A 22,461-nucleotide genomic window follows, 5' to 3' on the forward strand; every position below is an offset into this window, starting at 1 on the left:
TTTACTGGCGGGAACGGGGAGAAAACGTTTCATGCTGCAGGGCAGTGCCATCCTGCTTCTGTCGATCGGCTATCTCGGACTGCTGTTCGCGATAGCCCATCTGGGCGACAAGCTCGGCCCACGCTGGTACAGCGGCCGCAGCGGGGCGACCATCTATGCCCTGTCGCTGGCGATCTATTGCACCTCCTGGACCTTCTATGGCTCGGTCGGCCGCGCTTCCGTCTCCGGCCCCGATTTCATCCTGATCTATGTCGGCCCGATCCTGGCCATCACGCTGGGCTATCCGGCGATGTCCAAAATGATCAAGATCGCCAAACGGCAGAATGTCACTTCCATCGCCGACTTCATCGGCTCGCGTTATGGCAAGAGCCGCGCGGTGGCCGTGCTGGTCACGCTGATCGCGGTGATTGGCGTGCTGCCCTATATCTCGCTGCAGATGCAGGCCGTCAGCGTCACCTTCGAGGTGATGGTCGGTTCCGACATGGCGCATCTGCTCAATGCCAGCCTGCCGCCGCCCTGGCGCGATACAGCGATGTTCGTGGCCGGCATCATGGGCCTGTTCACCATCCTGTTCGGCGTGCGCCATGTGCAGGCCACCGAACAGCATCGCGGCATGATGTTGGCCATTGCCTTCGAATCGCTGGTCAAGCTGGCGGCTTTCCTGGCCGTCGGCATTTTCGTGTTCTACGGTCTGTTCGATTCCGGCAGCGACCTGCTTGCCCGGGTGCAGTCCGACCCGCGCCTCACCGCGCAACTGAGTCAGGGGCTGGGCAGCAACTGGATCGCCATGACGATCCTCTCGGCTTTCGCCTTCCTCTGCCTGCCGCGCCAGTTCCATGTCGCCGTGGTGGAAGGCAGCGATCCCAACAGCCTGAAGGCAGCGCGCTGGCTGTTCCCGATCTACCTGGTCGCCATCAACCTGTTCGTCGTGCCGATTGCCGCCGCCGGTCTGCTGTTGGCCGACAAGGGCGCCAACCCGGACTTCTTCGTGCTGACCCTGCCGATGATGGCCGACCAGCTGGCACTGTCGGTCTTCGCCTTCATCGGCGGCCTCTCGGCCGCCACCTCCATGGTGATCGTGGCCTGTATGGCGCTCTCGATCATGGTCTCGAACGAGCTGGTCACGCCCTTCCTGCTGCGCTCGCGCGCCGGCGGCTCGGGCGAGGTCGGCCAGATTGTGCTGAATGTGCGGCGCGCGGCCGTGATCGTGATCCTGATTGCGGCCTATATCTATCACACCTGGATCGCCGGCTATCTGCCGCTGGCCTCCATCGGCATGATCTCGTTCTGCGCGGTGGCCAATTTCGCGCCGCCCCTGCTGATCGGCCTGTACTGGCAGCGCGCCCATCGCCATGGCGTGATTGCCGGCCTCGCCGCCGGTTTTGCGATGTGGGTCTATACCCTGCTGCTGCCGTCGATCAAGGGCGCCGCGACCGGGCAGCCGATGACGGCGCCGCTGACCGAATGGTTGCCAGCGCCGTTCAGCCATTTCGACACCATCCTGCAGGGCTTCGTTTCCAGCATCGTGGCCAACGTCGTGCTGCTGGTCGTGGTGTCGCTGCTGGTACGGCCGCGCAGCCGCGATCTGGAACAGGCGGCGATATTCGTCTCCGGTGGCGAGGGCCTGCCGGCGGCGACCTTTGCCGATGCCGATCACGATCCGCGCATCGATGAGCTGCGGGCGCTGGCCGCGCGGTTCATCGGCGAGGAACGCGCCGAGCGCGCCTTTGCCGGTCGCCGCATGAATGCCGCCGAGGCGATGGCCTTCACCGAGCATCTGCTGGGGGGCGCCATCGGTGCGGCCTCGGCCCGCATCGTGATGGCCTCGGCCCAGGGCAAGAACCTGCTCAGCCCGCGCGCGGCGCGTGCCATGCTGGGCGAGGCCTCCGAGGCGATCCGCCACAATCTCGATCTGCTGCGCACCACGCTCGACCATATCAGCCAGGGCATCGGCGTGTTCGATAACCGCCAGCGCCTGGCGGCGTGGAACGACCGCTTCTTCGACCTGCTCGGCCTGCCGGCCAACCTGGCGGAAAACGGCGTGCCGCTGGCCACGCTGGTGGGCGATTCCACCGAACTCGCCGGCATGCTGGCGTCCGGCGCCAGCGGCTCGCGCATCCACGAACAGCGCCAGCCCAGTGGCCGCGTCATCGAAATCCGCGTCGACCCGATGCCGGATGGCGGTTTCGTCGCCACCTGCACCGATATCAGCGAGCGCGTGCGCGCGGCCGAAGCCCTGCGCGATTCCGAACGCGCCATCCGCATCTACACCGACAACGTGCCGGTGCTGATCGCCTATGTGGACCGCGACGAACGCTATCGCTTCACCAACATGCCGTTCCGCCGCGCCCTGCATCTGCCGCAGGACCAGATCGATGGCCATCGCGTCAGCGAGATGGTCCCGCCCGACCGCTATCAGCGCCTGAAACCGCATATCGATGCCGTGCTGGCCGGCCAGCGCCAGAGTTTCGAAGCCGAATTCCCCACCAACGACACGAAGATCGAGGTGGCGCACGGTACCTATATCCCGCATATCGACGAGCAGGGCACTGTGCTGGGCTTCTTCCTGCTGTACCAGGACGTGACCCAGCGCCGGCGCGCCGATGCCGCCCTACGCGCGGCCTATGAGGGGCTGGAGCGCCGCGTGGCCGAGCGCACCGCCGAATTGCAGCTGGCCGTGCAGGAACTGGAAGCCTCGCGCGCCCAGGCCGAGGCCGCCAATCTGGGCAAGACCCGCTTCCTCGCGGCCGCCAGCCACGACCTGCTGCAGCCCCTGCATGCCGCGCGTCTGTTCACCGCCGCCCTGGCCGAACGCGAGCCGGACAACCTGCTGGTCACCAAGATCGATCACGGCCTAGGTGCGGTGGAGGCCCTGCTGGATGCCCTGCTCGACATCTCGAAGCTGGATGCCGGCGCGGTGCCGGTCGAAGTGCGGCCGGTGGCACTCGGCCCGCTGCTCGATTCCATCGTGTCGGCCTTCGCGCCGCTGGCGGCACAGCGCCACGTAACCCTGAAAATGGTGCCGACTTCGGCCACGATCAGCAGCGATCCCGCCCTGCTGCGCCGCGTGCTGCAGAACTTCGTCGCCAACGCGATCCGCTATGCCAGCAACGAGCGGCAGGATCGCCGCGTACTGATCGGTGCCCGCCGCCGTGGCAACGACGTGCGGATCGAGGTCTGCGACAATGGCCCCGGCATCCCGGACGACAAGCGGCAGGTGATCTTCCAGGAATTCGCCCGCCTGGACCGCACCGGCGACGCAGCCGAGCGCGGCCTGGGCCTGGGCCTGGCCATCGTGGAACGCATCGCCAAGATGCTGAACAGCCCGATCGACCTGCGCTCCAGCGTCGGCCGCGGTTCGGTGTTCAGCATCACGCTGCCGCGCGCCGCCGTCGAACCCGCGCTGCCGGCCCAGCCTCTGGCCGCGCCGCCGCTGGCTGCCGGTTCCCTGTCGGGCAGCTTCGTGCTGTGCATCGACAACGAGATCGCCGTGCGCGAGGCCATGACGACGCTGCTGGAGGGCTGGTCCTGCACGGTGGCGGCCGTGGACACTATCGAGGAAGCACGCCGCGCCGTGGCGGCCGCCGGTCGCAGCCCCGATGTGATCCTGGCCGACCTGCATCTGGATGAAGGCTCGCCCGACGGATTGGAGGCAATCGCACTGCTGCGCCGCGACTGGGGCCAGCAGTTGCCGGCCATCCTGATCACCGCCGACCGCAGCCAGGACATGCGCGAACGCGCCGCCGCCCTGCATGTCGACGTGCTGCACAAGCCGGTGAAACCCGCCGCCCTGCGCGCGCTGATCAGCCAGCGCCGTCGCCCAGCGGGTACATTGGCAGCCGCCGGCGACGACTGAAACCGGGACGATTCAGATCGAGAAATGCCGCGCGGCGATCACGGCCTGGGTGCGGCTGCGCACGCCAAGCTTCTTGAGGATCGCGGTGACATGGGCCTTCACCGTGGCTTCGCCGACCGAAAGCTCGTGGGCGATCTGCTTGTTCAGCTTGCCCTTGCTGAGCAGGGTCAGCACACGCAGCTGCTGCGGTGTCAGCTCGGCGACGCGGCGGGCGAAATCGTCGGGCATGCCGGGTGCGCCGCCCTCTTCCATCTCGGGCGGCAGCCAGACCTCGCCGTCCAGCACCGACTGCAGCGCGCTGGCGATGGTCTCCAGGGCGGCGGATTTCGGCACGAAGGCGGCGGCGCCGAACTCGATGGCGCGGCGCATGACGGCCGGTTCGCGGGTGGACGACACGATGGCGACCGGCACGGCCGAATGGCTGGCGCGCACGGTGGCAAGGCCGGAAAAACCGTCCATGCCGGGCATGTCGAGATCGAGGATCAAAAGATCGACCGCCTCGCGCGCCTCCAGCGCGGCAACGGCTTCCTTCAGGTCGGAACAGCCGATCACCTCGACCCCCGCCATCGCCTGGCGCAGCGCCTGGCCCAAGGCCTCGCGCACCAGCGGATGGTCGTCGGCGATGATGATTGTGAGTGCCGGTTCTGTGCCGGCCTTCCCTGTCCCCGTCATGATAGCGAGGGTAAACCACCGCCCCGCCCGCAGCAAGGCGAAGGCGGTACTGGACATGGGCGGAAGGCCGGGCTAGTGCAGGCGACCGCATCGGTTTCAGGGAGCCCGTCATGACCGCCGTTGGCCTTGTGGATATCTCGTCCCTCACCGCACGTTGCGCTTCTGCCGAGCCGCGCCACGACTGGTCGCGCGCCGAGATCGACGCGCTGTTTGCCCTGCCGTTCAACGACCTGATCTTCCTGGCCCAGCAGGTGCACCGCCGCCACTTCGCTGCCAACGAGGTGCAGATGAGCACCCTGCTGAGCATCAAGACCGGCGGCTGCCCCGAGGACTGCGCCTATTGCCCGCAGAGCGCGAGCTTCGAGACCGGCGTGAAGGCCGAGAAGCTGATGGGCCTGGATGAGACCCTGACCGCCGCGCGCGAGGCCAAGGCGGCCGGCGCCAGCCGCTTCTGCATGGGCGCCGCCTGGCGCAGCCCGAAGGACCGCGACCTCGACAAGGTCTGCGCCATGATCGCGGAAGTGAAGGCGCTGGGCCTGGAGACCTGCGCCACGCTGGGCATGCTGTCGCCCGAACAGGCGCGGCGGCTGGGCGAGGCCGGACTGGATTACTACAACCACAACCTCGACACCTCGCCCGAGCATTACGGCGCGATCATCACCACGCGGACCTACCAGGACCGGCTCGACACGCTGGGCAACGTGCGCGCGGCCGGGCTGAAAGTGTGCTGCGGCGGCATCGTGGGCTTAGGGGAAAAGGCCGAGGACCGCGTAGGCCTGCTGCACAGCCTGGCCACCCTGCCCGCCCATCCCGACAGCGTGCCGATCAACATGCTGGTGCAGGTGGAGGGCACGCCGCTGGACGGCCAGGCGCCACTGGACGGCATCGACTTCGTGCGCACCATCGCCGTGGCGCGCATCGTGATGCCGGCCTCGATGGTCCGCCTCTCGGCCGGGCGCGAGCAGATGAGCGAGGAACTGCAGGCGCTGTGTTTCCTGGCCGGCGCCAACTCGATCTTCCTGGGCGAAAAGCTGCTGACCACCAAGAATCCGGGCCAGGACCGCGACGCGACCCTGATGGCCAAGCTGGGCATCACCGCGATGCCGCACACCACTGTCGAGGTGGGCGGCTCAGCCGAAGCGGCGGAGTGAGGGCAGCAGGGGCGGCATGCCGGTGCAGCCGGCCAGCGTGAACAGCGTGAAGGGCTGGGCGCGATAGACGCCGATGGCGCCGGTTTCGCGCAGGCGGCCGGCGAAACCCGGATCCTCGGAGGCCAGCTCGACCGCGTTGGGCAGCCAGGTCTGCCGCACCAGCCGCGCTTCCGTCTGCGTCGCCGCCACTGTCACCGCCGACGCATCCCAGCCGAAGGGATAGACCGCGATCACCCGGCCGCTGGCATCCGGCGGCAGAGCGGCGCGCTGTACCGTGACGGCGAAGAGCAGGCCCCAGACCAGCAGCACCGCAGCCGCAAAGGCAAGCGCAATGCGGTGAGTCGCAGCCATGGATCACTCCGCAGCCGCGGCCGGAGACAGGCGCGCCAGCGGGCGTTCGTCGATGGGCCAATGCACGATGGCGGCAAACACGCCGAGACCCATCGAGATCCACCAGACCAGGTCATACGAGCCCGTCATGTCGAACAGGCGGCCGCCGAGCCAGACGCCGAGAAAACCGCCGACCTGGTGGCTGAAGAATACGATGCCGAACAGGGTGGCCATGTAGCGCGGGCCGAAGATCTGCGCCACCAGCCCTGAGGTGAGCGGCACGGTGGAAAGCCAGAGCAGGCCCATGGCGAAGGCGAAGATGAGCACGCTGACCTGCGTCATGGGCAGCATGACGAAGACCGCGATCACCACGGCGCGGGCGCCGTAGATGAAGCTGAGCAGATATTTCTTGGAGCGTTTGCCGCCCAGCACGCCGGCGGTATACGAGCCGACCACATTGGCCAGGCCGACCAGGGCCAGCGCCCAGGCGCCGGTGGCGGGATCAAGGCCGCGATCAACGATATAGGCCGGCAGGTGAGTCTGGATGAAGGAGACGTGGAAGCCGCAGACGAAGAAGCCGAAGATCAGCAGCCAGTAGCTTTTCTGCACGCCGGCCTCGCGCAGGGCCTCGCCCATCGACTGCTGCGGGCCGGTGCCTTCCGGCGCCTTGCCAGCCAGCACCAGCGCCAGCGGCGCGATGGCCAGCGCGAACAGGCTGAGCAGGATCAGCGCGAAAGCCGTGCCGAAGGCGGCGATGAAGGCCTGGCCCAGCGGCACCATCAAAAACTGCCCCATCGAGCCCGCCGCCGTGCCGATGCCCAGCGCCCAGGAGCGTTTTTCGGCCGGCACCATGCGGGCAATGGCCGAGAGCGCCACGGTGAAGGACGAACCGGCAAGACCGATGCCGATCAGCATGCCGAGCGTGACATTGAGCATCAGCGGCGTGGTGGCATAGGCGGTGAGCGCCACGCCGGCGGCATAGAACAGCGCGCCGCCGACCAGCACGCGGGCGGAGCCGTAGCGGTCGGCCAGGGCGCCGGCGAAGGGCTGGCCGAAGCCCCACAGCACGGTCTGGATGGCGATGCCGAAGGCGAAGACCTCGCGGCCCCAGCCGTTGGCGGCGCTGATCGGCTCGAGGAACAGGCCGAAGCCCGAGCGCACGCCGAAATTCAGCAGCGCGATGGTGCAGCCGGCGAGGATGACCAGCAGGGGGGTGCGCCAGGAGATCGGGGCCCCGGACTGGGGGGCCTGGGTCTGGGTCGTCATGGGGATCGTCTCCTGAACGGTCGTTCGTTTATACGCCCTGCAATTAGGGAAGCGGGCCTTTAGGGGCAAGTCTTAAATTGGCACCGTGCAATTCGGGGCTGTTACGGACGGTGTGGCGCGGGCCGGCGCGGGTTGGACTGCTGTGCCGGGATTTGCCGGCGTGCGCGATGCGTTTTGAGTCGTTTTGCGATGGTTTTGCATAGGTAAGCTATTGAATTTTCATATAGGCGCCATTTCGTTCCAGAGCTTTCAACAAAAGCGGGAGTGTTGTCAGCTAAACTAAATAGAATACTACTTTATGTATATAATTTCTCTTGATATTGGAACATAAAGTGTATATTATTTAGGAATATTATCAAGAAATATTCCGCCCTCCAGGAGCCGCCATGACTTTACTGCCTCGGGAAGACACACCCTCCCCTTTCCCGCCATTCGCCGGCGATACCAATGACCCCTTCACCTTTTCCGGTTCTGTCGGCCGCTTCGGTGCGAATGACCGCGCCGATGTGATCCGCGCCCAGATCCTGCTGGGCAATGCCGGCTATTACGACCTGCCGATGCCCGGCGTGCCGACCGGTTGGCCCGGTGCCGGCCTGGAGCGCGCCATCTCCGCCTATCAAAAGGACCGCGGACTGACGCCGGACGGCCTGCTGCTGCCTGTGCCACCGGGCGGCGTGGACGCGGAGGGCCATGGCGAGACGGTCGCCGCGCTGCAAGACGATTTCAGCGACCGGCTAGACGGCTATGGCATGCCGCGACCCGAGGATGTCGACCGTTTCTACGCCCTGCGCCACAGCGCAGAAGATACGCCGCCGGCCTCGAACATTGTGCTGGCCAGTGATGCGCAGCAAGGCCGCGAACCGGTCGGCATGATCCGGACAGGAAAGCCAACAGGACCGCAATACGCCCAGGCTGCCCTGCCGCTGCCGACCCCACCTGTCGTCACCGATGCTTCTTTGCCGCATGAACGGCCAGACGTGAAGGCGGCTGGCGCATGGCTGAGTAAGACGCTCGAAGACGCCACGGACAGGGTTGGCAGCGCAATCTCCACTACCGATCAGGTGCTGAAGGCGGTTGGGCCTCTCAACCTGCTGACCCTGCCAATGCAGGTCATCCGTCGCGCTGCGAATCCAGAAGCTTCCGCCACGCCGCCATCCGAGCCGCCCAGCGGCATTGACCGTGAGGCCGGCCGCACGCCGCCGCTGGAGCCGCCGAAGGTCGATGCCGATCTGAAAGGCCGGCCGGCTGAGCCGCAGGCGCAAGCCGGCGAAGGCCTGACCCCGCCGGAGGTTGAGGATTCGATCCGCCTTCTGCCATCGCAGCAGCGACCGCTGGCAGAGATCGTGGCCGGCATCATTCTCGACCTGAACATCCATGGCGGGCGGGGGAAACCGGAAACCGTGGAAAGCAACCGGATTGCCGCCAAGGTCTGCGTGGAAACGCTGGGCGAATTTCCCAGGCTGGGAAAGATTCCCCATACCCATGGCGGCACGCATACAGAAAAAGGCGAGCTGCAGGAGCAGGTCATCAAACGCGATAAGAACAGCTCCGATCTGCGCGGCAGCAGCCGGCCGGATATCAGCTTCGGCGATCAGACAGCACGCACCGTCGCCTATCTGAACACCGACACGATCCGCAAAACCGGCAGCGACAGCATCGAGACGGAAAGCCAGACGCCCGACCAGGCGCGCCGTTTCGCGAACCTGCAGAACAACATCGAAAAAGGCGTCGCCGTCTGGGCACGCAAGATGAAACCCGGAGAGACCGAGGAATCCTATTCCAGCTATGTGCGCCTGCGTTGCCGCCAGATGTGGTCGGCCCTGCAGGACAGGCTGGCAAAAGAAGGCGAACTGTAACGGATGGGAGAAAAGGATGAAAAAGGCGGAACCGTTCTTCGATACGCGCGACCTGGTCCACATTCAGATACGGTTTACTTACCATTACCCGGAGACAGTCCGTCGCCGCGAGGTGGGGTTATCCTATGCCGACTGGCAGGCCTTCGGGGATGCATGGCAGGAACTGTATCCGGCCGGGCGCTGGCTGATCGATCTGCGTTCCAAGCCCTGGGCATTCCTCGAAAGGAGCCATGTGCTGGTCGACCATCTCTGCGCGGTCATGGTGACAAACAAACCGCCCCTACCGCGCGGCTCTTTCCCGTATTATATACGTTCCATTCTCGATCCTGCCTGGCAGCCCGAATATTTCATAGAAAAAGGGGTTGGCGGATGCGGCGATTCCGCCCTGCTGACATCCAGGCACCTCCCCAGCGTCGCCATCATGCCCGGCTGTGGAGTGCTGGAGGAAGACAAGGATTGGCCGCAACGGCTGCATGGCGGGCAGATCTCCGTCAACTGCAAGAAGGGTAACAAGGCGCATCTTGCCTTCGCTCGCCGCGTCTTTCGCCTATTGTCGCGCTTTGCCACCAACCGGAACCAACTCGCGATCAGTTATCCCGACTATCAGGCAAGTGTATGGGAAAAAGGCAGCTTTGCCTGGCTCGGCCATGATGCGATCCGCTGGGCACGCGAACATCCCCGCCGCATGCTGCTGTTCCAGCAGACCTTTGGCTTTCGCCCCTATGATCCGGACTGGTCGACGGAGCTTGCGCTGAGCTCCCCCGCTCCCGAGCCCGTCAGATGATCGGTTGTGTGCGAGGCTACAGCGTGCGCCGGCCGGTCGCCTGCTCGATCTGCTTGGCGGTGTTGTACTGGCTGAGCGCATACACCGCCCACAAAGCCGCCGGAATCCAGCCCAGGATGGTGATCTGCAGGATCAGGCAGATGATGCCGGCTATCGGCCGCCCGATGGTGAAGAACACCAGAAAGGGCAGGAAGATGGCGATCAGCAGGCGCATGGCGGGTTTCTCCTTCCCTGCCAATGTAGGAAGTCAGGCGCGGTCTTTCCAGCCCAGCACGATCATCGCCTGTGCGGCGACATAGGTGATCCAGATTGCCGGGCCGACGAAGGGGATCGGCGCCACGAACTTGTCGAGCGCGATGAGCGAGTCCGAGATCATGAAACTGAGCGCGCCCAGCATCACCAGCGGCCGGCCCGGCAGGGCCGTGGCGGCCAGCGCCATGGCGGCGATGGCGGCGATATAGGCATAGACCGGCACCAGCAGTTTGCCCAGGCCGGGCGTGAGCAGCACCAGCATCGTGCCGATGCCCAGCAGGATGCCCAGCGCCACCAGCCGGCGGACGGGCGGCAAATGGAACGGCCGCGGGCGGCGCGCCACGAACTGCCAGAGATAGACCAGATGGGCGAGCAGGAAGCTGGCCAACCCGGGCACGAACAGGCCGACGCGGTCGACCGCCAGGAACACATCGCCCGCCGCCGAGAACAGCAGGGCGAGGCTCAAGCGTCTGGCATCGGCGTCGCCGCCGCGCACCGTCCACAGGGCCAGCGCCAGCAGCGGGCAGACGGCGCCCTTCACGGCAGCCTTCAGCCAGAGAACGTCAGGCAGCAGCGGGCCGGCGAAGAGGTAGAGCGTGGCAAGAACCAGCGCGGCGATGAAGGCCACGCGAAACAGAAACGGCGCGCCAGAGGCTGTCTGGCGCGCCGTCTGTCCAATCATGCCTTAGCGCCCGTCAGCTTGTAGGTTTGCCCGAGGAAGTCATCTTCTTGAGCTGACGTTCCCGCAGACTGTCGCGCACATAAAGGAGCGAGTTCTTGACGATGTCCTGAATCGCATCCTGGGCAGCTTTTGCAACCGCATCGCCGATGGTGTTGCAAACCAGTACATCCTGCTTGCCTGTCCCTTTCCCCGTAATCGTGTGTTGGGCCGAGACACCAGCGTCGTCAAGGACAGCAAGCGTGACCGTTAGAGCGATTTCGCTGTTTGCGCTGCCCGTGAAGAAGCCGGGATTAACCCCGAAGGATGAATTGGCATTGCCCTGATACAGGATAATCTGGGCATCGTAGCCCAATTCCTTCAGGCGGGCTGGCGAATAGGTTTCACCGGTGAAATCCACCTTCTCAAGCGAGCGTGTTAGCACATCCCGCATTGCCGTCTCATAAGGCCCATTCACATCGACGTTGAAGTGCCAAGCTCCGCACGTCCAACCGGATGGGTCGGTTTTCAGCTGCCATCCACCGGATTGAACCACCGCCGCATATTTACCGCTCGTCGGCGTTATGCCAGCAGGGGTTTCGACCTTGATATTTGGAACGGCAACCTGCCCTGAGCAAGCTGCCAGACCAAGCAACAGAAAAACCCCCAATGCCCGAAGTTTCATCTTTCCCCCTTAGTCTACAATTTTCAGGCCCTGCGGCCGCTTTACTTCGGTTGGCAGATTGCTAGCCGGCAGGACGCGCTGATAACCGCCAGAGTTCTGCACGACAACGCGCTCTCCGACGGCAAAAACGCGGTCTTCTTTGTGAATTTCCTGGACATATGTCATGGGCACACCCGACTCAAGCACGACCACGTACTCAAGAGCCTTTCGGTCGGCCATGGCCTGCTCGGCCATAGCACCGGCAATCGCGCCTGCGACAAGACCTACGCCAGCGCCCCAGGCACTGCCTGATCCTCGCCCAACATAACTGCCGGCACCGGCACCGGCCGCCGCGCCAACAAGCGCGCCAGCGCCGGTATTCTCGCCAATAACACTGACCTCACGGACACTGAGGATCGTTCCAAAGCTGAGAGCCGACGATTTCCCCACCTCGTCATGCCGGTAGACGTTCTGTCCGGGTCGTTGACACGCGGACAACGACAAGGCACCCACCATAAGGAGTGCCAAGATTGCGAATCTTCTCATATGCCCCCCAAGCCTGCGTTTGTTGGAAGCGTATACTCGCAAAAATATAGAATCAACATTCCTTCCACTTAACAGAAATAGCGTAAAAGCAAAAAAACGGCGCGCCGGATTCCCGGCGCGCCGCATGATGTCAGCCGAAGCTGGAAGGTTTACTTGCCGAGCGACGGGTCGATCTGCTTGCAGGCATCGACCAGGCCCTTCACGGCATTGGCCGAATGCTCGAACATCTTCTTCTCTTCGGCGTTCAGCTCGATCTCGACGATCTTCTCCACGCCATTGGCGCCGATCACCACCGGCACGCCGACATACATGCCGGTCTGGCCATACTTGCCGCCATCCAGCCAGGCGGCGCAGGGCAGCACGCGGCGCTTGTCCTTCAGGTAGCTCTCGGCCATCTCGATGGCGGACGAAGCCGGGGCGTAGAAAGCCGAACCGGTCTTGAGCAGGCCGACGATCTCGGCGCCGCCATCGCGGGTGCGCTGCACGATCTTGTCGATCTTCTCCTGGGTCGACCAGCCCATCTTGATCAGGTCGGGCACCGGGATGCCGGCCACGGTGGAATAGCGGATCAGCGGCACCATGGTGTCGCCGTGGCCGCCCAGCACGAAGGCATTCACGTCGTTGACCGAGACGTTGAATTCCTCGGCCAGGAAGTGGCGGAAGCGGGCGCTGTCGAGCACGCCGGCCATGCCGATCACCTTGTTATGCGGCAGGCCGCAGACCTCGCGCAGCACCCACACCATGGCATCCAGCGGGTTGGTGATGCAGATGACGAAGGCGTTGGGGGCATGGGCCTTGATGCCGGCGCCGACCGCCTGCATGACCTTGATGTTGATGCCCAGGAGGTCGTCGCGGCTCATGCCCGGCTTACGCGCCACGCCGGCGGTGACGATGATGACGTCGGAACCGGCGATGTCCTTGTAGTCCTGGGTGCCGCGCAGCTTGGCATCGAAGCCTTCCACCGCGCCGGCCTGGGCCATGTCGAGCGCCTTGCCCTGCGGCAGGCCTTCGACCACGTCGAAGATGGTGATATCGCCGAGTTCCTTCATGCCGGCCAGCAGGGCCAGGGTACCGCCGATATTGCCGCCGCCGATGAGGGCGATTTTCTTGCGCGCCATGGGAAAAACCTCCGGAAAATTGCGTCTGTTCTGGGGTGGAAATGGTCGGCCCAAGGGGTAGCGGGAATCGCCCGGGCGGGCAAGGCTCCTGGCCCCCTCCGAAGGGTAAAGAAAAGGCCGCCGGTTGACCGGCGGCCCTGTTTTACGACCCGATTACGGGGCGGTTATCAGCGGGGCGCCATGCCCCAGCGAGTCAGCGCGTGATCCCCGCGCTTAGCGCGGCGCCATCCGGAGGGCGCCGTCGAGGCGGATGGTCTCGCCGTTCAGCATCACGTTCTCGCAGATATGGCGGGCAAGCGCGGCATATTCCTCCGGGCGGCCCAGGCGGGACGGATATGGCACCGACTTGCCCAGGCTCTCCTGCGCCTCGGGCGGCAGGGCGAACATCATCGGCGTGCCGAACAGGCCGGGCGCGATGGTGCAGACGCGGATGCCATGCTGGGCGAACTCACGCGCCAGCGGCAACGTCATGCCATGCACACCGGCCTTGGAGGCGCCATAGGCGGGCTGGCCGATCTGGCCATCGAAGGCCGCCACCGAGGCGGTGTTGATGATGCAGCCGCGTTCCTTGTCGGCCATTTCCGGCTGCTGCTGCATGTGATGTGCGACCAGGCGGATCATGTTGAAGGTGCCGACCAGGTTGATCTGCACGACCTTGACGAACTTCTCCAGCGCGACCGGGCCGTCCTTGCCCACCGCCTTCATCGGCGTGCCGACGCCGGCGCAGTTGACCAGCACGCGCACCGGGCCGACCTTGGCGATGGCATCCTTCACGGCGGCCTCGCCGCCCGGACCGTCGGCCACGTCGCATTTCACGAACACGCCGCCGATATCCTTGGCGGTCTGCTCGCCGATTTCGGCATTCATGTCGAAGATGGCGACCTTGGCGCCGGCCTTGGCCAGCTCGCGCGCGGTGGCAGCCCCCAGACCGGATGCGCCGCCGGTGACAATCGCGCCTACGCCCTTGAGATCCATGGATCACTCCCTCAATCGTTATGTATCGTAACTATTCCGGGCGGAGGTTATAGACCAAGCGGGCCGGGCTTGGCTACCGACCGGGGCCCGGCCAGAGAGCCTGCGGGCTACTGGGTCAGCAGCCGCTCGTAACCGCCGCTGGCGCGCAGGCGGGCCAGGGCGGCATCGAAGCGGGCCATCAGCGAAATGGCATCGGGACGGGTGCGCGGCACGATCAGGTGCAGCTCGGTCTCGCCGACCGGCGGACCCGGCACAACCATCACGCGGCCTGTCAGTCCGGCCCTGGCGACCAGGGCCATGCCGATGCGCTGGTCCTGCACAAAGAAATCGGCCCGACCGCTGTCCACCAGGGCGGGACAGGTTTCCGCGCTGGCCGGCGTAAAGCGTTCGATCTGGTTTGCCCCGATCATCGCCTGCAGGGCCTGCGGCGGCGCGTAGCCCAGCGCCAGGCAGAGACGCAGGCCGCGCAGGTCGCCGGGCTGGCGGTATTGCACAGGCCGGGCAGCGGCGGCGAAGACCACCTGACGCACATTGATCAGCGGCGTGGAATAGAGGAAGTCCGCTTCGCGTTCCGGCGTGCGCACATAGGGAAAGGTGGCGTCAAAACGGCCGCGCAGGGTTTCCTCGTAGCCGCGCCGCCAGGGCAGGAAGTCGATCTGCACGCTGGCGCCCAGCCCCTCCAACACCTGGCGCACCAGCAGGGTGGCGACACCGCCATCCGGCAGCCCAGGATCGGCGAAGGGTGGATATCCCTCGCCGGTGACCAGGGTCAGTCGCTCCTGCGCGGGCGCGGCGCAGGAAACGGATACCAGCGCCATCGTCGCAAAGATGCCGGCGATGACGCGCCGCAAAGCCATCATATTCCTCATCATTCTCACCGGGCAGTATGGCACAGGCCGCACCCGGCTTGCAGTGTCCCGGTCCTGCCCCCATATCGGAGGACGTGGTTACCGATCCTATCATCGATCCCAATCCGCCCGCCTACCAGCTGCCGGCCGATCCGGCTCGCCTGCGCCTGGAGCAGCCGCGCCTGGCCAAACGCTTCTGGCGCAAGCTGAAACGCGTGCTGGGTCACCTGCCTTTCGCCGAAACCTTCCTGGCTGCCTATTACGCCGCCATCGATCCGAAAACGCCGCTGGGCGCCAAGGCGATCCTGCTGGGCGCGCTGGGGTATTTCGTCGTGCCGCTGGACATGATCCCCGACATCTTCGGCGCCATGGGCTATGGCGACGACCTGGCCGTGATCCTGGCCGCGATCCGCGCGGTGGAGACCAGCATCACCGAACGCCATCGCGACAAGGCGCGCGAGCGGCTCGAAGCGTTGCGTAAAGCCCCATGAGAATGGCGAGCCGCTTCTGCTAGTCTGGACGGCATGCGCCACCCCCTCGTCATCCTGCTGTTCCTTGCCGCACCCGCCGCGGCGCAAGCCCCCCCGGCCCCGCCGCTGCATTTCGAGGCCGGCACAGTGCTGGCCGGCGGCCATGTGCTGCAATCGGCCGTGACCCTGCCGGCGACAAGCGGGCCGGTGTCGCTGGCGGTACAGGACGGCAGGCTGGACTGGAGCATCCGTGTGGAGAATGGCGAGACGCGTTTACTCGACGACGCCGGTCGCTGGGCCGCGAAGGCCGAGTATCACCGCCTCATGCGGGACGGCAGCGCGGTCTGCCAGATCTACCAGACCACCATCTCGCCGGAATGGGCCCTGCAGGGCGGCGATAGGTCTGGCCGCGCCGATTACAGGCCGGCCGACGATCGCATCTACAGCTTCCGCGACGTGCCCTGCCCGTGACCGCATCCCCTTCGACTTATTCGCTTCCAGCAAACATGTTGTCGGGCACGAGATCAGGCGTAAGCGACCCATCCGCGCCACGTGAAAGCGGCATAGAACATGGTTATATCCGAAAAGCCTGCATCGCGAAGAATGGCTTCGTCCTGCTCGGGAGCAAGCATCGGCAAATGCGCGTCCAATGTCGCGATCATCTTTTCAACCTGTGCGGAATCGGCGCCTGCCTCGCGAGCGAAAGCGCCGTAACGCGACAACCAAAGGAGACGCGCGTCGCCACTCTGCGGAAAGCTGGAATGCGCCGCCACAAACGGAGCGCCGGGCTTTAGTCGTCGACGAAGCTCAGCGAGCGTGCGTCTGCGCTCTTCAGGCGCCAGGAAGTGCAGAGTCAGAAGGCAAGTCGCGGCGTCAAACGGGCCTTCGGGGGCATCATCGATATATCCCTCGCAGAACATAACGCGTGCCGCATCCTGACCGAGTGCGCGCCGGGCCTCGCTGAGCATGGCACCGGCTGGATCGACGCCGACAAAGGTCCAGTTCGGCTGCATAGTCGCGAAGACCCGCAACTCAAGACCGCCGCCAGCCCCCAGTACCAGCACACGAGCATCTTTGGGAGCACGCTCCGCCAGCAAAATCGCGGTCATGCGGTGCAGGTCGGTAATAGCCGGGACGAACCGCTGGGGGCCGTCACTGTAGCGACGCGCATGCTCGGGATCATTAAAGGATGCAAGCAGCGTCTGCATCGCACCGTTATCCGGCATGAACCCTCTCCAGATCGTAAGATTGCTTGCGATTGGCCAGTCGATTGCGAAAATCGTCGCTGAGCTGCCCGAGCGACACAGAGGCGAAATGCGACAACAACATCGCTTCGGCTTCATCGAAGGCTCGGCCCAGCGCGGCGTTCACCGCCTGCTCGATGAGGCAGCCGGGTGTTTCAGTCCTATTGCCAATCGCCAGGAGCGAAGGCTCGCCGAGTGCCTCGTAGACATCTCGCAACGTGAGCTTCGAGAGGTCGCAGGCAAGCATCCATCCGCCGCCATGCCCTTTTTCGGAATGCACATAGCCGCGCTCTCGTAGCCCCGCCATGATTCGGCGTATCACGACCGGGTTGGTCTGCATCGCTTTTGCAAGCATTTCGGAGGTCGCTGGCGCATCCCGGTGTGCCATATGCAGCAGCACATGAAGCACACCCGACAATTTGCTGTCTCTTTTCATGTAACTTATAATATTACATGAAAAGAGACGCGTCAACTTCCAGCACCAAGCTGTTTGCCGGCGCCGCTAGGCCGATGGGGACGCTTCCGACAAAAAAGACAAGACCCGCCCCCTGACGCGGGGACGGGCTCTGAACTCAACACCGCGGCTGATGCTTAACGCGCCGGATTGAGGATCACGCTGCCCGGCGGCGCCGTCGCCGGAGCAGGCTGCACCACATAGGTGCTACCCTGCGGTGCCGGCTGCACAATTACCGTGCCACTGCTGCCCGGCGCCACGGTCGTCCCCGTCGGCACCGGCGCGGGCACCACCATGGCCGTCACCTGCTCCAGTTCGACATGAATGTTGCTGGTGGGCGAGCCCTTGGTCAGCACGGCGTAGAGCTTCGCATTGCGGTACAGGATGCGGCCGCCCTGCTCCACCCAGGCATTGACCACATAGGTGGCCTGGGGGTTCACGTCATTGAGTGTGTAGGGCAGCGCGAACTGCGTCACGCCGGCGCTGTTGGGCAGGATACGCTGTTCGGCCACCACCTGCGGATAGGACTGGCCTTTGGAAATATCCTCCAGCCGCACCACCACCTGCGAATCCGCCGGCAGGATCAGCCTTTCGCGATAGGATACCGTGCCGGTGACGGCATTGCTGCGCGATGCGCAGGCCCCGACCGCCGACAACGCAATGGCGGTGGCGGCAATGCCGATGAATGAACGACGCGCGATCATGTGTCTTCTCCTCACAAGCCAGGGGGGCGCCGGAGACGGCAGTATCCTGCGCACCATCGCGGGATGGCGCGGCGGTCGGCTGTCTGTGATCCGGTCGGAGAAGAAACGCGCGAAATGCCGCGCGGTTCCGGCTTTAAAGATAGGCGATCAGGCGGCCGCCGATGATGGCCCCGCTCCAGGCCAGCAACGACACCACGGCGCCGAGCTTCGCGGCCAGGGTCACTTCCCCCCGCTGCACCAGGCCGCGCCATGGCCCGAGATGGAACAATGCGATGTTAACCAGACCGATGGCGATACAGGCCAGTTTGGCCTGGAAGGCCGGGTTGGCGGCGATGCTGGTGGCTTCGGTGACAAACAGCAGGAATCCGCATGGAACCGCGATAGCCAATCCCAACGCCGAGAGCGGCACGACCAGGCGCGCGAATGGCTCGATGGGCAGTCGCCGGCCGAGGCCCAGCACACGCAGATCGAAGCCCAGGATGCTGCCGACCAGAACGACGAAGCCGAAGATGTGCAGGATCTCGACGGCAGGATAGAGCAGCAGGGACTGGCGCATCTGCACCCCCAGCCCCGACTGTTCCAGCGCGACCAGCCAGGGATGCGCGTCAGATCCCGCGTGTTCCATGGGAGGAATTACCGCAGCTCGACGGTGACGCCGTTATGGGTGATGCGCTCGGCGCGCATCTCGTTGGCGTGCGTCTTGCTGGCATAGCCCACCGCCACCAGACGATCGCCCACCTTGATCTCGGCAATCGCCTTGCCGCGATTGGCCATGCGCGAGGGCGGCGACAGGATCACATGCCAGACCTTGCCATCGGCCTTCAGCATCAGCTCACCATGGGGATTGTCGGGGTTCACCTTTTCCACGATGCCGTCCAGGGTGAGCGTCTTGGTGGCATCGTAGGAGCCCCAGCCATGATGGGCCCAGGCCAACGGTGAAAGGCTGAAACCGATGGCGGCCAGCCCGGCGGCAAGCAGGAAACGGCGATGCAGCATGATTTCCTCCATTCGCACCATCATACCGACGATCTAGGTCGGCCCCGGACATAAAAAAGGCCCCGGCAGTTGCCCGCCGGGGCCATGTTTTTTTTACGACAAACCGCTTACTTGGCGCTGTCGGCGACGGTGTAATCCGCGCCTGTCTTGTCCCTCAGCTCCTCAAGCGACACGCCGGGGGCACGCTCGATCAGGGTCATGCCGCCCTTCTTCTTGTCGATGGTGAAGACGGCAAGGTCGGTGATCACCATGTCGACCACGCCGGCCCCGGTAAGCGGCAGGTCGCATTTCTTCAACAGCTTCTTCTCGCCGTCCTTGGAATTGTGCTCCATGACGACGACGACGCGCTTGACGCCAGCGACAAGATCCATCGCACCGCCCATGCCCTTGACCATCTTGCCCGGGATCATCCAGTTGGCCAGATCGCCATTCTCGGCCACCTGCATGGCGCCGAGGATGGAGAGATCGATATGGCCGCCGCGGATCATCGCAAACGACTGGTCGGAGCCAAAGAAGCTGGAATGCGGCAGTTCGGTGATGGTCTGCTTGCCAGCATTGATCAGATCGGGGTCTTCCTCGCCCTCGTAAGGGAAAGGACCCATGCCGAGCATGCCGTTTTCCGACTGCAGCACCACATCGACGCCGTCGGGAATGAAGTTCGACACCAGCGTGGGAATGCCGATACCGAGATTAACATAGAAGCCGTCCTTCAGCTCTTTCGCTGCGCGGGCGGCCATTTCATCGCGGGTCCAAGCCATGATCTTGCTCTCCTTCTGGCTCAGCCGCGCTTACGCACGGTGCGGTTTTCGATGACTTTGTTATACGGCGCGCCGCAGATGATGCGCTGCACGTAGATGCCCGGCGTATGGATCTGGTCCGGATCGAGCTGGCCGGGCTCGACCAGTTCCTCGACTTCCGCCACCGTGATGCGGCCGGCAGTGGCCATCGCGGGATTGAAGTTCCGCGCCGTCTTGCGATAGACGAGGTTGCCGGCGGTGTCGCCTTTCCACGCCTTGACCAGCGCGAGGTCGGCGACCAGGCCGGTTTCCATGATATAGCGCTCGCCGTTGAAGATGCGCTCTTCCTTGCCTTCGGCGATCAGGGTGCCCACACCGGTCTTGGTGAAGAAGGCCGGGATGCCGGCACCGCCGGCGCGGATACGCTCGGCCAGCGTGCCCTGCGGGTTGAATTCGAGTTCCAGTTCGCCGGCCAGATACTGCTGGGCGAAGATCTTGTTCTCGCCGACATAGGACGAGATCATCTTCTTCACCTGGCGGGTGGCGAGCAGCTTGCCCAGGCCGGCGCCGTCGACGCCGGCATTGTTCGACACGCAGGTCAGGTCCTTGGCGCCGCTTTCCAGCAGCGCGTCGATCAGCCGTTCCGGCAGGCCGCTGAGGCCGAAGCCGCCGCACATGACCATGATGCCGTCGCGCGTGATACCCTCGAGCGCGGCCTTCGCATTCGGATAAACCTTGTTCATGCCCTCTTCCTAGACCTTGGGTGCAGGGTTCAAGTCCCTGAAACGCGGGGACATTAACCGCGTGTCCGCCCCCCGGCAACGCCCGACTTGACGCCGGGGCGGCCGGCTGGCAATTTGTTGGGGATATGAACAAAACCCGCCGGCTACACACCCTCCTTCTTAGCTGCCCGATCCTGTAAGCAGGGTCGGGACGTCGCTAAGCGTGTGTGTTGTCGAACCAGCCGGTCGGTTGTCATGTCCATCCAGTTCACCTCAAAAATCATTGGTTTCCAGCGCCCCGCCACCTGCGCGGCCGCGCTCCTGACGCTTCGACTGCGACTTACCAGCGGCCGCTGAACAGCGGGCCTCTGTCAGCGGCCGTGTAACGGCCCCATCCCATATCGTCGAACGCAATTCCCTTTCGCCTCAGGAGCGAAGCCATGAACAAGATGAATTTCCATAAATACCGACCCTTCCAGCCGGTGCCCCTGCCCGACCGGACCTGGCCGAACAAAACCATCACCAAGGCGCCGGTCTGGTGCAGCGTCGACCTGCGCGACGGCAACCAGGCCCTGATCGAGCCGATGGGGCCCGAACGCAAGCGCCGCATGTTCGATACCCTGGTCAAGCTGGGCTTCAAGGAAATCGAGGTGGGTTTTCCGTCTGCCTCCGACACCGATTTCGCCTTCGTGCGCGAGATCATCGAAAGCAAGGCGATCCCGCAGGACGTTACCATCCAGGTGCTGACCCAGTGCCGGCCGGAGCTGATCACCCGCACATTTGAAGCCCTGAAAGGGGCTCGGCGCGCCATTGTCCACTTCTACAATTCTACCTCGACCTTGCAGCGCCGCGTGGTGTTCGGCCTGGACCAGGCCGGCATCACCAAGATCGCCACCGACGGCGCGGCGCTGGTGAAGCAGCTGGCCGATGCCGCGCCGGAAACCGACTGGGTGTTCCAGTATTCGCCGGAAAGCTTCACCGGCACCGAGATCGATTATTCCATCGAGGTCTGCGAGGCCGTGATGGACGTGATCAAACCCACCCGGGAGAAGAAGATCATCCTCAACCTGCCGGCCACGGTGGAGATGAGCACGCCCAACATCTATGCCGACCAGATCGAGTATTTCCTGCGCAAGGTGAAGAACCGCGACTGCATTATTTTAAGCCTGCATCCGCATAACGACCGCGGCACCGGCGTGGCGGCCGCCGAACTGGGCGTGATGGCTGGCGCCGACCGCGTGGAAGGCACCCTGTTCGGCAACGGCGAGCGCACCGGCAATGTGGACGTCGTGACACTGGCGATGAACCTGTTCAGCCAGGGCGTGGACCCCGAACTGGATTTCACCGACATCACGTCGGTTGCCCGCACGGCGGAATACTGCAACCAGTTGCCGGTGCATCCGCGCCATCCCTATGTGGGCGAACTGGCCTTCACGGCCTTCTCCGGCTCACACCAGGATGCGATCAAGAAAGGCATGGCCGCACAGGCCCAGCGCAATGACGGAGTCTGGGAAGTACCTTACCTGCCGATCGACCCGGCCGATGTGGGCCGCGCCTACGAGCCGGTGATCCGCATCAACAGCCAGTCGGGCAAGGGCGGCATTTCCTATGTGCTGGAAAACGACTATGGCCTGGAACTGCCGCGTCGGCTGCAGATCGAGTTCAGCCAGGTGATCCAGCGCATCGCCGACGGCACCGGCAAGGAGATCAGCCCGCAGCTGATCTGGGACACCTTCGAGACCGAATACCTGAAGCAGCCAGCCGGCCGCTTCCGGTTCACCGGCCACCGCACCCTGCCCGATCCGCACAAGAGCGAACAGCGCAGCCTGACCGCCAGCATCAGCGATGGCGGCAAGGCCATCGAGCTGCAGGGCCAGGGCACCGGCCCGATCGATGCCTATATCGACGCGCTGGGCCGCCATGCCGGGGTGAGCATCAACCTGGTGGATTACCGTGAGCATGCCATCGCACCAAGCGCCAGCAATGGCGGTGCCTCGTCGGAGGCGGTGGCTTATGTGGAGGTCAAGCGGGCCGATGGCTCGACCATGTTCGGCGTTGGCCGCGACCGCAACATCGTCGCCGCCTCGCTGAAGGCGGTGACCTCGGCGGCCAATCGCATGCTGGCGGCGTGATCGCGAGTCGCCACCGCAATTTGCCC

General features: G+C 64.6%; 24 protein-coding genes. 7 read left to right on the forward strand and 17 right to left on the reverse strand.

Annotated elements, in window-relative coordinates:
- Nucleotides 1-31: 31 nt before the first annotated feature.
- On the forward strand, nucleotides 32-3,856 hold the full coding sequence (locus tag ACK4FJ_RS03255; RefSeq protein WP_409763954.1) for a NahK/ErcS family hybrid sensor histidine kinase/response regulator: 3,825 nt from the start codon (nucleotides 32-34) through the stop codon (nucleotides 3,854-3,856).
- 12 nt (nucleotides 3,857-3,868) lie between these two features.
- Here the strand turns inward: ACK4FJ_RS03255 and ACK4FJ_RS03260 are convergent, their stop codons facing one another.
- A complete protein-coding gene (locus tag ACK4FJ_RS03260) occupies nucleotides 3,869-4,528 on the reverse strand; it encodes a response regulator (RefSeq protein ID WP_409763957.1) in 660 nt (219 codons plus the stop codon).
- Between the two features lie 110 nt (nucleotides 4,529-4,638).
- Here ACK4FJ_RS03260 and bioB point away from each other — a divergent pair, with 110 nt between their 5' ends.
- Entirely contained in the window at nucleotides 4,639-5,679 is a 1,041-nt protein-coding gene (gene bioB, locus ACK4FJ_RS03265; RefSeq protein ID WP_409763960.1) for a biotin synthase BioB, read from the forward strand.
- On the opposite strand, the gene ACK4FJ_RS03270 is transcribed toward bioB, so the two are convergent.
- Both ACK4FJ_RS03270 and ACK4FJ_RS03275 read right to left on the reverse strand, forming a co-directional pair.
- On the reverse strand, nucleotides 5,659-6,030 hold the full coding sequence (locus ACK4FJ_RS03270) for a hypothetical protein (protein ID WP_409763963.1): 372 nt from the start codon (nucleotides 6,028-6,030) through the stop codon (nucleotides 5,659-5,661). The genes bioB and ACK4FJ_RS03270 overlap by 21 nt on opposite strands.
- A 3-nt stretch (nucleotides 6,031-6,033) precedes the next feature.
- On the reverse strand, nucleotides 6,034-7,275 hold the full coding sequence (locus tag ACK4FJ_RS03275; protein WP_409763966.1) for an MFS transporter: 1,242 nt from the start codon (nucleotides 7,273-7,275) through the stop codon (nucleotides 6,034-6,036).
- A gap of 386 nt (nucleotides 7,276-7,661) precedes the next feature.
- On the opposite strand from ACK4FJ_RS03275, the gene ACK4FJ_RS03280 reads away from it, so the two are divergent.
- Nucleotides 7,662-9,131: a peptidoglycan-binding domain-containing protein gene (locus ACK4FJ_RS03280; protein WP_409763969.1), complete on the forward strand. Its 1,470-nt coding sequence runs from the start codon at nucleotides 7,662-7,664 to the stop codon at nucleotides 9,129-9,131.
- 16 nt (nucleotides 9,132-9,147) lie between these two features.
- Nucleotides 9,148-9,915: a hypothetical protein gene (locus tag ACK4FJ_RS03285; protein ID WP_409763972.1), complete on the forward strand. Its 768-nt coding sequence runs from the start codon at nucleotides 9,148-9,150 to the stop codon at nucleotides 9,913-9,915.
- A gap of 16 nt (nucleotides 9,916-9,931) precedes the next feature.
- On the opposite strand, the gene ACK4FJ_RS03290 is transcribed toward ACK4FJ_RS03285, so the two are convergent.
- From ACK4FJ_RS03290 to ACK4FJ_RS03320, 7 genes are all read right to left on the reverse strand, one after another.
- Nucleotides 9,932-10,129, reverse strand: coding sequence for a YqaE/Pmp3 family membrane protein (locus tag ACK4FJ_RS03290; RefSeq protein WP_409763975.1), 198 nt, complete (start codon nucleotides 10,127-10,129; stop codon nucleotides 9,932-9,934).
- Nucleotides 10,130-10,162: 33 nt separating this feature from the next.
- Entirely contained in the window at nucleotides 10,163-10,849 is a 687-nt protein-coding gene (locus ACK4FJ_RS03295) for a lysoplasmalogenase (RefSeq protein WP_409763978.1), read from the reverse strand.
- 13 nt (nucleotides 10,850-10,862) lie between these two features.
- Complete coding sequence (locus ACK4FJ_RS03300) at nucleotides 10,863-11,510, reverse strand: hypothetical protein (RefSeq protein WP_409763981.1); 648 nt, start codon at nucleotides 11,508-11,510, stop codon at nucleotides 10,863-10,865.
- Nucleotides 11,511-11,519: 9 nt separating this feature from the next.
- Entirely contained in the window at nucleotides 11,520-12,161 is a 642-nt protein-coding gene (locus ACK4FJ_RS03305) for a hypothetical protein (RefSeq protein WP_409763984.1), read from the reverse strand.
- A gap of 23 nt (nucleotides 12,162-12,184) precedes the next feature.
- On the reverse strand, nucleotides 12,185-13,153 hold the full coding sequence (gene mdh / locus ACK4FJ_RS03310; protein WP_409763987.1) for a malate dehydrogenase: 969 nt from the start codon (nucleotides 13,151-13,153) through the stop codon (nucleotides 12,185-12,187).
- A 213-nt stretch (nucleotides 13,154-13,366) separates the two neighbouring features.
- Entirely contained in the window at nucleotides 13,367-14,128 is a 762-nt protein-coding gene (locus ACK4FJ_RS03315) for a 3-hydroxyacyl-CoA dehydrogenase (RefSeq protein WP_409763990.1), read from the reverse strand.
- A 107-nt stretch (nucleotides 14,129-14,235) separates the two neighbouring features.
- Nucleotides 14,236-14,988 carry a substrate-binding periplasmic protein gene (locus tag ACK4FJ_RS03320; protein WP_409763993.1) on the reverse strand — a complete coding sequence of 251 codons (753 nt, stop codon included), beginning with the start codon at nucleotides 14,986-14,988 and terminating at the stop codon, nucleotides 14,236-14,238.
- An 83-nt stretch (nucleotides 14,989-15,071) separates the two neighbouring features.
- On the opposite strand from ACK4FJ_RS03320, the gene ACK4FJ_RS03325 reads away from it, so the two are divergent.
- Together ACK4FJ_RS03325 and ACK4FJ_RS03330 are read left to right on the forward strand one after the other, a co-directional pair.
- The gene (locus tag ACK4FJ_RS03325) at nucleotides 15,072-15,467 is read left to right on the forward strand and encodes a YkvA family protein (protein WP_409763996.1); all 396 of its coding nucleotides are present in this window, start codon (nucleotides 15,072-15,074) and stop codon (nucleotides 15,465-15,467) included.
- Between the two features lie 33 nt (nucleotides 15,468-15,500).
- Entirely contained in the window at nucleotides 15,501-15,917 is a 417-nt protein-coding gene (locus ACK4FJ_RS03330) for a hypothetical protein (protein WP_409763999.1), read from the forward strand.
- A gap of 53 nt (nucleotides 15,918-15,970) precedes the next feature.
- Here ACK4FJ_RS03330 and ACK4FJ_RS03335 read toward each other — a convergent pair whose 3' ends face one another.
- From ACK4FJ_RS03335 to ACK4FJ_RS03365, 7 genes are all read right to left on the reverse strand, one after another.
- Nucleotides 15,971-16,672, reverse strand: coding sequence for a class I SAM-dependent methyltransferase (locus tag ACK4FJ_RS03335; protein WP_409764002.1), 702 nt, complete (start codon nucleotides 16,670-16,672; stop codon nucleotides 15,971-15,973).
- Nucleotides 16,662-17,126 carry an RrF2 family transcriptional regulator gene (locus ACK4FJ_RS03340; RefSeq protein WP_409764005.1) on the reverse strand — a complete coding sequence of 155 codons (465 nt, stop codon included), beginning with the start codon at nucleotides 17,124-17,126 and terminating at the stop codon, nucleotides 16,662-16,664. The genes ACK4FJ_RS03335 and ACK4FJ_RS03340 overlap by 11 nt, the downstream gene beginning before the upstream one ends.
- 155 nt (nucleotides 17,127-17,281) lie before the next feature.
- A complete protein-coding gene (locus ACK4FJ_RS03345; protein ID WP_409764007.1) occupies nucleotides 17,282-17,848 on the reverse strand; it encodes a YbaY family lipoprotein in 567 nt (188 codons plus the stop codon).
- A 133-nt stretch (nucleotides 17,849-17,981) separates the two neighbouring features.
- On the reverse strand, nucleotides 17,982-18,473 hold the full coding sequence (locus tag ACK4FJ_RS03350) for a hypothetical protein (RefSeq protein ID WP_409764010.1): 492 nt from the start codon (nucleotides 18,471-18,473) through the stop codon (nucleotides 17,982-17,984).
- A gap of 8 nt (nucleotides 18,474-18,481) precedes the next feature.
- Nucleotides 18,482-18,844: a DUF6152 family protein gene (locus tag ACK4FJ_RS03355; RefSeq protein ID WP_409764013.1), complete on the reverse strand. Its 363-nt coding sequence runs from the start codon at nucleotides 18,842-18,844 to the stop codon at nucleotides 18,482-18,484.
- 107 nt (nucleotides 18,845-18,951) lie between these two features.
- Complete coding sequence (locus ACK4FJ_RS03360) at nucleotides 18,952-19,602, reverse strand: 3-oxoacid CoA-transferase subunit B (RefSeq protein ID WP_409764016.1); 651 nt, start codon at nucleotides 19,600-19,602, stop codon at nucleotides 18,952-18,954.
- Nucleotides 19,603-19,622: 20 nt separating this feature from the next.
- Nucleotides 19,623-20,324: a CoA transferase subunit A gene (locus ACK4FJ_RS03365; RefSeq protein WP_409764019.1), complete on the reverse strand. Its 702-nt coding sequence runs from the start codon at nucleotides 20,322-20,324 to the stop codon at nucleotides 19,623-19,625.
- Between the two features lie 419 nt (nucleotides 20,325-20,743).
- Between ACK4FJ_RS03365 and leuA the strand changes: the two genes are divergently transcribed.
- Nucleotides 20,744-22,435, forward strand: a complete 1,692-nt coding sequence (leuA, locus tag ACK4FJ_RS03370) for a 2-isopropylmalate synthase (protein ID WP_409764022.1) — start codon at nucleotides 20,744-20,746, stop codon at nucleotides 22,433-22,435.
- Nucleotides 22,436-22,461: the final 26 nt, after the last annotated feature.

The organism is Ferrovibrio sp. (assembly GCF_046297595.1).
Lineage (GTDB): Bacteria > Pseudomonadota > Alphaproteobacteria > Ferrovibrionales > Ferrovibrionaceae > Ferrovibrio.

Coding starts and splice junctions, on each gene's coding strand:
- ACK4FJ_RS03255 (WP_409763954.1), top strand. CDS start 32: ATGCTGCAGGGCAGTGCCATCCTGCTTCTGTCGATCGGCTATCTCGGA.
- ACK4FJ_RS03260 (WP_409763957.1), bottom strand. CDS start 4,528: ATGACGGGGACAGGGAAGGCCGGCACAGAACCGGCACTCACAATCATC.
- bioB (WP_409763960.1), top strand. CDS start 4,639: ATGACCGCCGTTGGCCTTGTGGATATCTCGTCCCTCACCGCACGTTGC.
- ACK4FJ_RS03270 (WP_409763963.1), bottom strand. CDS start 6,030: ATGGCTGCGACTCACCGCATTGCGCTTGCCTTTGCGGCTGCGGTGCTG.
- ACK4FJ_RS03275 (WP_409763966.1), bottom strand. CDS start 7,275: ATGACGACCCAGACCCAGGCCCCCCAGTCCGGGGCCCCGATCTCCTGG.
- ACK4FJ_RS03280 (WP_409763969.1), top strand. CDS start 7,662: ATGACTTTACTGCCTCGGGAAGACACACCCTCCCCTTTCCCGCCATTC.
- ACK4FJ_RS03285 (WP_409763972.1), top strand. CDS start 9,148: ATGAAAAAGGCGGAACCGTTCTTCGATACGCGCGACCTGGTCCACATT.
- ACK4FJ_RS03290 (WP_409763975.1), bottom strand. CDS start 10,129: ATGCGCCTGCTGATCGCCATCTTCCTGCCCTTTCTGGTGTTCTTCACC.
- ACK4FJ_RS03295 (WP_409763978.1), bottom strand. CDS start 10,849: ATGATTGGACAGACGGCGCGCCAGACAGCCTCTGGCGCGCCGTTTCTG.
- ACK4FJ_RS03300 (WP_409763981.1), bottom strand. CDS start 11,510: ATGAAACTTCGGGCATTGGGGGTTTTTCTGTTGCTTGGTCTGGCAGCT.
- ACK4FJ_RS03305 (WP_409763984.1), bottom strand. CDS start 12,161: ATGCGGCGCGCCGGGAATCCGGCGCGCCGTTTTTTTGCTTTTACGCTA.
- mdh (WP_409763987.1), bottom strand. CDS start 13,153: ATGGCGCGCAAGAAAATCGCCCTCATCGGCGGCGGCAATATCGGCGGT.
- ACK4FJ_RS03315 (WP_409763990.1), bottom strand. CDS start 14,128: ATGGATCTCAAGGGCGTAGGCGCGATTGTCACCGGCGGCGCATCCGGT.
- ACK4FJ_RS03320 (WP_409763993.1), bottom strand. CDS start 14,988: ATGATGGCTTTGCGGCGCGTCATCGCCGGCATCTTTGCGACGATGGCG.
- ACK4FJ_RS03330 (WP_409763999.1), top strand. CDS start 15,501: ATGCGCCACCCCCTCGTCATCCTGCTGTTCCTTGCCGCACCCGCCGCG.
- ACK4FJ_RS03335 (WP_409764002.1), bottom strand. CDS start 16,672: ATGCCGGATAACGGTGCGATGCAGACGCTGCTTGCATCCTTTAATGAT.
- ACK4FJ_RS03340 (WP_409764005.1), bottom strand. CDS start 17,126: ATGAAAAGAGACAGCAAATTGTCGGGTGTGCTTCATGTGCTGCTGCAT.
- ACK4FJ_RS03345 (WP_409764007.1), bottom strand. CDS start 17,848: ATGATCGCGCGTCGTTCATTCATCGGCATTGCCGCCACCGCCATTGCG.
- ACK4FJ_RS03350 (WP_409764010.1), bottom strand. CDS start 18,473: ATGGAACACGCGGGATCTGACGCGCATCCCTGGCTGGTCGCGCTGGAA.
- ACK4FJ_RS03355 (WP_409764013.1), bottom strand. CDS start 18,844: ATGCTGCATCGCCGTTTCCTGCTTGCCGCCGGGCTGGCCGCCATCGGT.
- ACK4FJ_RS03360 (WP_409764016.1), bottom strand. CDS start 19,602: ATGGCTTGGACCCGCGATGAAATGGCCGCCCGCGCAGCGAAAGAGCTG.
- ACK4FJ_RS03365 (WP_409764019.1), bottom strand. CDS start 20,324: ATGAACAAGGTTTATCCGAATGCGAAGGCCGCGCTCGAGGGTATCACG.
- leuA (WP_409764022.1), top strand. CDS start 20,744: ATGAACAAGATGAATTTCCATAAATACCGACCCTTCCAGCCGGTGCCC.